The sequence below is a fragment of the Acidiluteibacter ferrifornacis genome, assembly GCF_009909615.1.
GTDB lineage: Bacteria > Bacteroidota > Bacteroidia > Flavobacteriales_E > Vicingaceae > Acidiluteibacter > Acidiluteibacter ferrifornacis.
In genome coordinates this window covers 330274-338696 of the sequence record NZ_WWNE01000012.1, presented here as the reverse complement: position 1 = coordinate 338696, position 8423 = coordinate 330274, and the positions used below count along the sequence as shown (strand labels likewise).

The following is an 8423-nucleotide window of genomic DNA, read 5'->3' as shown; positions in this document are numbered from 1 at the left end:
CCTCCAACTGTTGAAGGGGTCGTATTATCGTAAAATGGACCTGTATTCAAGGAGTTCTCATTGGCTCCCGTAGCATCTTCTGACTCCCATCTTGGCGCAGAAGAATTGTTAGTCGAACTCCATCCTCTAGGCCATGGATTTACAGCATTACCAACGGTAAACAATTCAAAATCTTCATAGTAAGGAACTCCATATGCGGTATTGAAAGTAATTGGACCTACCCATGATGAAGAATCTGTACCTCCACAATTCGATCGAACATAAACATCGTAAGTAGTGCTCGCTGTCAAACCATTAATCGTAAATAAAGAGGTTGGTGACGTTCCCATCGTTCCTGATGATTGTGCAAAACCTAATGGACCAAACTCATACTCAACAGTTCCTGCTCCGCCAACTGCATCAATAGTTGCGGAGTTCAAAGTTGCACTTAGCACATTCACTGAGGTTGGAGCTGTTGCTGTGGTTGGTGTGGCATAAATTGTATCATTTACATTTACCGTATCTACTGCACTGTTCGGATTAGAAGTAAACACTTTTACATTGTTTACTCCCGCATTAAATACTGCTGTTCCTAGCATTATAGTTGCCTTGAAATTACCTACCCCTGTTATAGTATCCAACAATTGTGTATAATTTACAGGTGTTTGAGCCACTCCATTCACTTCCCAATTTACTGTCACAGCATTAATTTGATTTACCCCCAAATTGGCAATTGTTGCATAAACAGGTTGAGAACCAGCACAAAAAACAGAAGGAGAATCGATAGCTAAAACAGCTGCATCATTTGCACCAGTTGGTGCAGAAATAATCTCAATTTCTCTAAAGTTAGGATTTGATAACTGCCCTGTCCCTTGCATTAAAAATGATGTAATTCTAAAACGATCCGTAGATAATTTAGAAATTGGAATTTTATTAACACACTGCATAGGCAGGTTGGAGAAACTTGAATGAGTAATCCAAGAAGATCCATCAAAATACTGTATGGTTCCACCAGTTAAAAACCTAGTAGTTGCAGAACCATGATGAATAATAATAGTGTCAAAGGTTTCTACATTTGGAAAGTCGAATTGAATAAAGTCAACTCCAACAGCATTTGGGGGAGTTGTACTAATCCACATTTCTTGAGTTCCACATGTTCCATAATTTAAATCGTTTAGAGTAGAACATGCCCCTGTTCTACATCCCCCTCCACCTGCACCATCAGCTGTAACAGTGGCCTTAGGTGCTATATTAGTCTGGGCATTCCCTATAAAAGGTATCCCGAAAAATAAAGCAATGAAGGTGGACTTAATTCCTTTAAATAAGGTAGTCTTTTTCATGTTGTAATTTTAATAGTTAGTAATAATTAATTAAAAAGTGAGGGCTAAATTTAACGATTAAACTCCGAAGCGCCTAGACATTTTTAAGTAAAAACACTTATTAAATTTTATTCAATTTTTCATAAATGCCATAAACAATTACATATAAAAAACTTAAGACCTATAAATCAAGACTATTTTTTCCTACTTCTTTTTTCAAGAGAGCTTCACTAAAGACAACATTCCAATGAACACCATTAATTTTAACTTGACAAAGCCTGAAGCTTAATTAAGATTAAAATCCTTCAGAAGCGTATTTTAAATGCTGCTAACCATCTAAATCCATACTGCAGCAAGAATTTTTGAACAAGAAATCAACCTAGAGACTTAACGGAAACACGGTTGACCGCTTAATTTCATTCAATACAAACGTGCTTTTGATCTGTCCTACATTTGGTAATACAGCTAATTTACCGGAAGAAAAATGGTGATAGGCATTCAAATCCTTTACAGTGACTTTGAGTAGAAAATCATTGATTCCTCCCATCAGGTAACACTCCATTACCTCAGGAATTTGTCGAACTGCTTCACTGAATGCATTAATCTCATCGATCTTCTGGCTTTCCAAAGACACCGAACAAAACACTATCATGGATTGGCTGATAATCTTCCGATTCAATACGGCCACATATTTCTCAATAATTCCTTCCTTTTCAAATCGCTTGATTCGTTCATAGATGGGCGTTTTCGTCAAATTCAATTGAGTTGCAATTTCCTTCACATTCATTTTTGAATCCTGCTGCAACAGCTCTAATAGCTGTAAATCGATGTTGTCTAGTTTCATTTTGGGAAATTTTCCTTTTGTACTATTTCTGATTTACAAATCAACCTAAATTTTCCCTAAAAATTATAAAATTCAGGAATAATCACTAAGTTACCTCTATTCCATAAAACAAATTCCTACTAGGCGTACTTTCGCAAAAAATTAAACGAGATCCTTATGGAACATAAATTACATCCCGAAAGCTTAATGATGACCTACGGTTATCAACCTGAATTATCGGAAGGCGCAGTTAAACCACCCATCTTTCAAACCTCAACATTTGCGTTCAAAACAGCTGAGGAAGGAAAGGCATTCTTTGAATTGGCTTACGGCCTGAGAGAGAAAGATCAAGACGAACAATTGGGATTGATTTACAGCAGAATCAATAACCCTAACCTAGAAATATTAGAGAACAGATTGTCCTTATGGGACCACGCCGACGATTGCGCCATTTTCGAAAGCGGAATGTCAGCAATTAGCACTACTCTATTGGAGTTTTTGAAACCAGGAGACTTGTTGTTGTTTAGTTCGCCAACTTACGGTGGAACTGATCATTTCATCAATCATTTCTTGAAAAAGATTGGCGTTGACAGTTTGTCTTTCCGATCAGGCGCTACTAAGGACGAATTGATACAACTGATTGAAAATTCTGGAAAAGGGGACAAATTAGGATGCATTTATATAGAAACGCCATCCAACCCAACCAATCAACTGATTGACATCTCCATGTGCCGAGAATTGGCAGACCATTTTAGTACTGCCGACAAAAGAGTATGTTTGGCGGTTGACAACACCTACATGGGACCATTATGGTGCAGTCCGTTGGACCATGGTGCGGATTTAGTATTGTACTCAGCAACCAAATACATCGGTGGGCACAGTGATTTAATTGCAGGAGCAGTTTTAGGAAACACCGAAAACATGATCCGTATCAAAACGTTGCGTACGTTCTTAGGAAACATGGCAAGTCCGCACACCTGTTGGTTACTATTGAGAAGTTTAGAAACTTTAAAAGTAAGAATGGAACAACAAACTAAGAGTGCTCAAGACATCGTTGCTTACTTGGTAAAACACCCTATGGTGAGCAAAGTAATGTTTTTAGGACTATTGGAAGAAGGAACTCCTGCTCATGCCATCTATAAAAAACAATACACCGCTCCTGGTGCTATGATTTCATTTGAGATCAAGGGTGGTGAAAAAGAAGCTTTCCGCTTTTTGAATCATTTGAAACTAGTAAAACTAGCAGTGAGTTTAGGAAGTACAGAAAGCTTGGTACAGCATCCTGCTTCTATGACTCACGCAGGAATTGACCCTGAGTTGAAACAATCATTGGGAATTACTGACAGCCTAATTCGCTTATCTGTAGGAGTTGAAAACAGCGAAGATTTAATTTGGGACATCGAAAATGCTTTTAAAGCCGTTTAATCCAAATCTCCCCCAATAAAAAAAAGGTGGAACTGCTCGAATAATCGAAGCGCTTCCACCCTTTTACTTTTAAATAACTTCCAATCACAAAATAAGCAAACCCCGAATTACACAAAGGCAATACGGGGTTCACTAACAACCAAAAAAAAGAAAAACTGTGTTATCTCCAGCCGCCGCCTAATGCGTGATAGATATCTACCATTGCATTCATTTGCTGCTTTTTAGTTTCTATTAATTCAACTTTTGCTTCTAGTGCATCTCGCTGTGTCATTAGCACTTCCATATAGTCTGCTCGGGCAGAACGGAAAAGGCTAATTGAAATGTCAATGGATTCAGAAAGCGCTTGTACTTGCTTCGATTTCAAATCATAACTTTGTTCCAAATTATTCACTTTGGCGAGTTGATTTGCTACATCAATATATGCGTTTAACACCGTCTGCTCATATTCAAAGACTGCTTGAATTTGACGAGCATTGGCATTGTAATACATCGCTTTAATGGCATTTCGATTCACTAAAGGCGCCATTAAGTCACCAGCCAAATTGTACAATAACGACTGTGGTGATTGAATCAAAAACTCAGGATTAAAAGCTTGAAAACCGATTCCTGCAGAAATTCCCAATGAAGGATAAAACTGCGCTTTAGCGACTTTAATGTCAATCTTAGCGGCCATTAATTCTTGCTCTGCTTGTTTCACATCAGGTCGATTTTCTAGTAATTGTGCAGGAATTCCTGATAAAACAGCTTGTGGCAACAAATCAGAAAACCCTTTCGAATCCCGCTGAATCGGTTGACCGTAACGTCCTGTTAAGAAGTTGATTCTGTTTTCTACTTCTACTATTTCTTGTTGAAGGTCAAACTGCAAACTCTTTGTTTTATATACTTCTGCCTCAAACTTTCGAACAGCCAATTCCGTCACCATTGTCGCTTCTTTCTGTTGTCTCACTGCTCTCAATGCATTGTTTAAAATCACAATGTTGTTTTGAACGATTTCCAACTGATTGTCCAACGCCAGTAACTCATAATAAGAATTAGCCACTTCGGCAATTAAGTTCGTCATCACAAAGTTCTTCCCTTCTACCGAAGCCAAATACCTAGAAACTGCTGCTTTCTTTGCATTGCGCAACTTCTTCCATACATCAATCTCCCAAGATGCGTATGCTCCTACCATATAATCTTGCAAAGGTTCCGGAAACTCTTCTCCCGGTTGAATATCTGTCGTAGCTTCAAGTGCTCCATTACGAGTATATCTCGCCGACTTCTCCACACCTGCTCCTGCTCCAATTCCCAACGAAGGAAGGTATTCCCCTTTTCTAGCTCGGATTTCGTTTTGGCTCATTTGCATCTCCAAGAGCGAAATATTCAACTCTTGGTTATTCTTCAATGCAGAATCAATCAAGGCATTCAAGTTAAGATCAGTGAAATATTCCTTCCAAGGAACCTTTCCGCTATTCACAGTATCCTTTATTTGGACATTTTTATAATTCTCAGGAATAACAGCATGATCTGCATCCGAAACCATAGATGGAACCCGACAAGCCGCAACACCCAATGCTATGATAAGCGCTGTTACATACGTATGTATCTTTCTATATTTTAACATCTTATTCATTATTTATCGGTGTCTTTATTGTTCTTTAATTTACGCTGCATCAACTTCATCATGATTTTTAATTTCCGCAGAGTTGATTTATCCGAATCCTTGTTGGCGAATTTGCTAACCGCCTCAGATAATGGAACAGCATCTTGGTTTTTAATCAATTGACCTTTATCTGCTAATGTTCCAAAAATGAAGTACAAACCAGGAACTACTATCACTCCGAACAGGGTCCCGAATAACATCCCTCCCATGGCTGAACCACCAATGGTACGGTTTCCAATAGCTCCGGCTCCTGTTGAGATTACCAAAGGAATCATCCCAGCGATAAAAGCAAATGAAGTCATCAAAATAGGCCGGAACCGAACTTTTGCACCCTCAATGGCCGCATCGATTATGGACAATCCTTGTTGACGTTTTTGAACAGCAAACTCGACAATCAACACGGCATTCTTACCGAGCAGCCCAACCAACATAATCAGTCCAACCTGGGCATAAATGTCATTCGCTAAGCCCATAAATTGTAGCAATAAAAATGAACCGAAAATCCCAACAGGCAAAGAAAGTACCACTGCCAATGGCAATAAGAAACTCTCGTATTGAGCTGCCAATACCAAGTACACAAAAATCACAACGATGATGAAAATGTACAACGCTTCGTTTCCTCTTCTAGATTCGTCGTAAGACAAGCCTTCCCAAGCAATATCATATCCATGTGGCAATACTTCATCAGCGACTTCTCTAATGGCTTCTATGGCATCCGCAGAAGTATATCCTTCAGCTGGAAGTCCACGAATAGAGGCCGAGTTATACATGTTGTATCTCGTAATTTCATTTGGCCCTTGTGTTTTATTCAATTTCATGAATGCCGAATAAGGGACCATTTCCCCCTCATCGTTTTTCACAAACATCTTTAACACATCAGAAGGAAGTTTTCTAAACTCAGGAGCTGACTGCACATAAACTTTAAAGAATCGACCAAACTTGATGAAGCCTTGCTCGTAGGTACTACCAATCATAATGTTTAGGTTTTCCATGGCATCACCAATGGAAACCCCTTTTTGCATGGCTGCTTTGTTGTCGATTTCTAACTCATATTGAGGATAGTTGGCCGCAAAAAAGGTAAACACCCCAGTCAATTCTTTACGTTTCTCTAAAGCTTCAATAAACTCTTTATTAATCTTATCAAACTCTTGGTAGTCAGTAGAAGTCGTTTTGTCTAACATCCGCAATGAGAAACCGCCTGAAGAACCAAATCCCGGAACTGCTGGTGGCTCAAAATATTCAATTACCGCTCCTAAGTCTTTGGATTTCTCCTCCAACTCTTCCATCACTTCATGCACTGATTTATCCCGATCTCCCCAAGATTTCAAGTTAATCAAACAAGTCCCAGCGTTGGATCCTCTACCTTCTGTCATGATTTCATAACCAGCCAATGAGGAAACAGATTCTACTGCATCTACATCTTCACAAATTTTCTGTAATTCTTGAGACAACTTATTGGTGTACTCCAAGGTTGATCCCGGAGGAGTTTGAATAATCGCATAAATGGTTCCTTGATCTTCTCCAGGGATAAATCCTGATGGTAAGATTTTAGATTGTACGAAGATTCCAATTCCAAAAATGATAAGGATTCCCCAAGTGACCATTCGTCGGTTCACGATTTTGTGCAATAAACCCAAATATTTCCCAGTCAATCTTTCAAATCCTCTGTTGAACCAATCAATGAATCGATTCACAGGCGTTTTCTTTCTTGGCTTTCCATGATTGTTCTTCAAAATCATCGCACACAATACAGGAGTCAGCGTTAAAGCCACAATAGCCGACAATACGATAGAACTCGCCATGGTGATGGAAAACTGTCGGTAAAACGTGCCTACTGGACCACTCATGAATGAAATCGGTAAGAAAACAGATACCATTACCAATGTAATAGCGATAATTGCTCCACTGATTTCCTTCATTACTTTTTGTACCGCTTTGTAAGGTGACAAGTGCTCCTTTTCCATCTTCTCATGGACGGCCTCGACGACCACAATCGCATCATCGACGACAATCCCGATGGCGAGCACCAAAGCAAATAAAGTAATTAGGTTAATCGACAACCCAAACAGTTGCATCACGAAGAACGCGCCTATCAAGGAAACTGGAACCGCCAAAATCGGAATCAAGGTAGAACGAACATCTCCTAGAAAAAGGAAAACCACTAATGCCACCAAAATAAAGGCATCTCTCAATGTATGGATTACTTGCTCAGTAGAAGCTTCCAAGAATTTAGACACATCGTAACTGACTTTGTAATCCATTCCTTCGGGAAAATCTTCTTTCATTTCTTCCAGTCTGGCTTTCACCTCTTCGATTACCTCAGTTGCATTGCTACCAACTGTTTGTTTTAAAACAATAGCCGCTGAAGGATACCCATCTAAATTCGAGTAGATGTCAAAGAATTCACTTCCCAACTTCACTTCTGCAATCTCGCCCAAGCGGATACTTTCCCCTTCGGCATTTGCACGGATAATGATGTCTTCGTATTCTTCTTCCTTATTGAATCGACCCTTATAAGTCAAAACATACTCTAAAGATTGGGCAGAAATACCAGAACTTTGTCCAATTCTACCTGGACGCCCCATGATACTTTGCTCTGCCAAAGCTTCCATTACTTCCTCAGCAGAAATAGAATACGCTCGCATACGGTCTGGATTTAACCAAACCCGCATAGCATATTTTCTACTTCCCAAAATACTTGACCGCGCAATCCCATTTATACGGTTGATTTCAGGAATCATTTTTACGTCGGCATAGTTGTACAAAAATTTCTGATCTACATTCTTGTCAGTGCTGTAAAGGTTGACGTACATCAACATACTCGGCTGGATCGGTGTAATGATTACCCCTTCTCGTTGCACCAATTCTGGCAACAGCGGCATTACTTGATCCACCCTGGTCTTAACCTGTATGACGGCCTGATTGGGGTCGGTGCCGGGTTCAAAAACAATATTTAATGTCGCTTCACCTGCACTCGTGGCATCCGTAGCCATGTAACGCATTCCCTGCACTCCGTTGATGGAGTTTTCTAATGTCACCAATGTCGACTTCACCAAAACGTCAGCACTAGAACCCGGATAAGCGATAAAAATACTTACCGTAGTTGGCGCAATTTGTGGGAATTGGGAAGTTGGTAATTGATTGATTGCTAATAGACCTGTAAATACAATCACAATTGAAATCACAATTGCGAACACAGGTCGGTGTATGATATTACTAAACATAGTATAAATTT

Annotated in this window: 4 protein-coding genes and 1 pseudogene; 1 reads left to right on the top strand and 4 read right to left on the bottom strand. The window is 39.5% G+C overall.

What is annotated here, in order from left to right; all coding sequences use genetic code 11:
* Together GQN54_RS13635 and GQN54_RS13630 are read right to left on the bottom strand one after the other, a co-directional pair.
* Positions 1 to 1319: pseudogene (locus GQN54_RS13635) on the bottom strand (hypothetical protein); the annotation flags it as partial.
* Positions 1320 to 1677: 358 nt separating this feature from the next.
* Positions 1678 to 2142, bottom strand: a complete 465-nt coding sequence (locus tag GQN54_RS13630; RefSeq protein WP_160634108.1) for an Lrp/AsnC family transcriptional regulator — start codon at positions 2140 to 2142, stop codon at positions 1678 to 1680.
* Positions 2143 to 2298: 156 nt separating this feature from the next.
* On the opposite strand from GQN54_RS13630, the gene GQN54_RS13625 reads away from it, so the two are divergent.
* Entirely contained in the window at positions 2299 to 3546 is a 1248-nt protein-coding gene (locus GQN54_RS13625; RefSeq protein WP_160634107.1) for a cystathionine gamma-synthase family protein, read from the top strand.
* Between the two features lie 160 nt (positions 3547 to 3706).
* On the opposite strand, the gene GQN54_RS13620 is transcribed toward GQN54_RS13625, so the two are convergent.
* A complete protein-coding gene (locus GQN54_RS13620) occupies positions 3707 to 5149 on the bottom strand; it encodes a TolC family protein (RefSeq protein ID WP_160634135.1) in 1443 nt (480 codons plus the stop codon).
* Positions 5150 to 5157: 8 nt separating this feature from the next.
* Complete coding sequence (locus tag GQN54_RS13615) at positions 5158 to 8412, bottom strand: efflux RND transporter permease subunit (RefSeq protein ID WP_160634106.1); 3255 nt, start codon at positions 8410 to 8412, stop codon at positions 5158 to 5160.
* Between the last annotated feature and the right edge of the window lie 11 nt (positions 8413 to 8423).

What these genes read in the sequence shown, in the direction of transcription:
- GQN54_RS13630 (WP_160634108.1), bottom strand. Translation starts at nt 2,142, where the DNA reads ATGAAACTAGACAACATCGATTTACAGCTATTAGAGCTGTTGCAGCAG.
- GQN54_RS13625 (WP_160634107.1), top strand. Translation starts at nt 2,299, where the DNA reads ATGGAACATAAATTACATCCCGAAAGCTTAATGATGACCTACGGTTAT.
- GQN54_RS13620 (WP_160634135.1), bottom strand. Translation starts at nt 5,149, where the DNA reads ATGTTAAAATATAGAAAGATACATACGTATGTAACAGCGCTTATCATA.
- GQN54_RS13615 (WP_160634106.1), bottom strand. Translation starts at nt 8,412, where the DNA reads ATGTTTAGTAATATCATACACCGACCTGTGTTCGCAATTGTGATTTCA.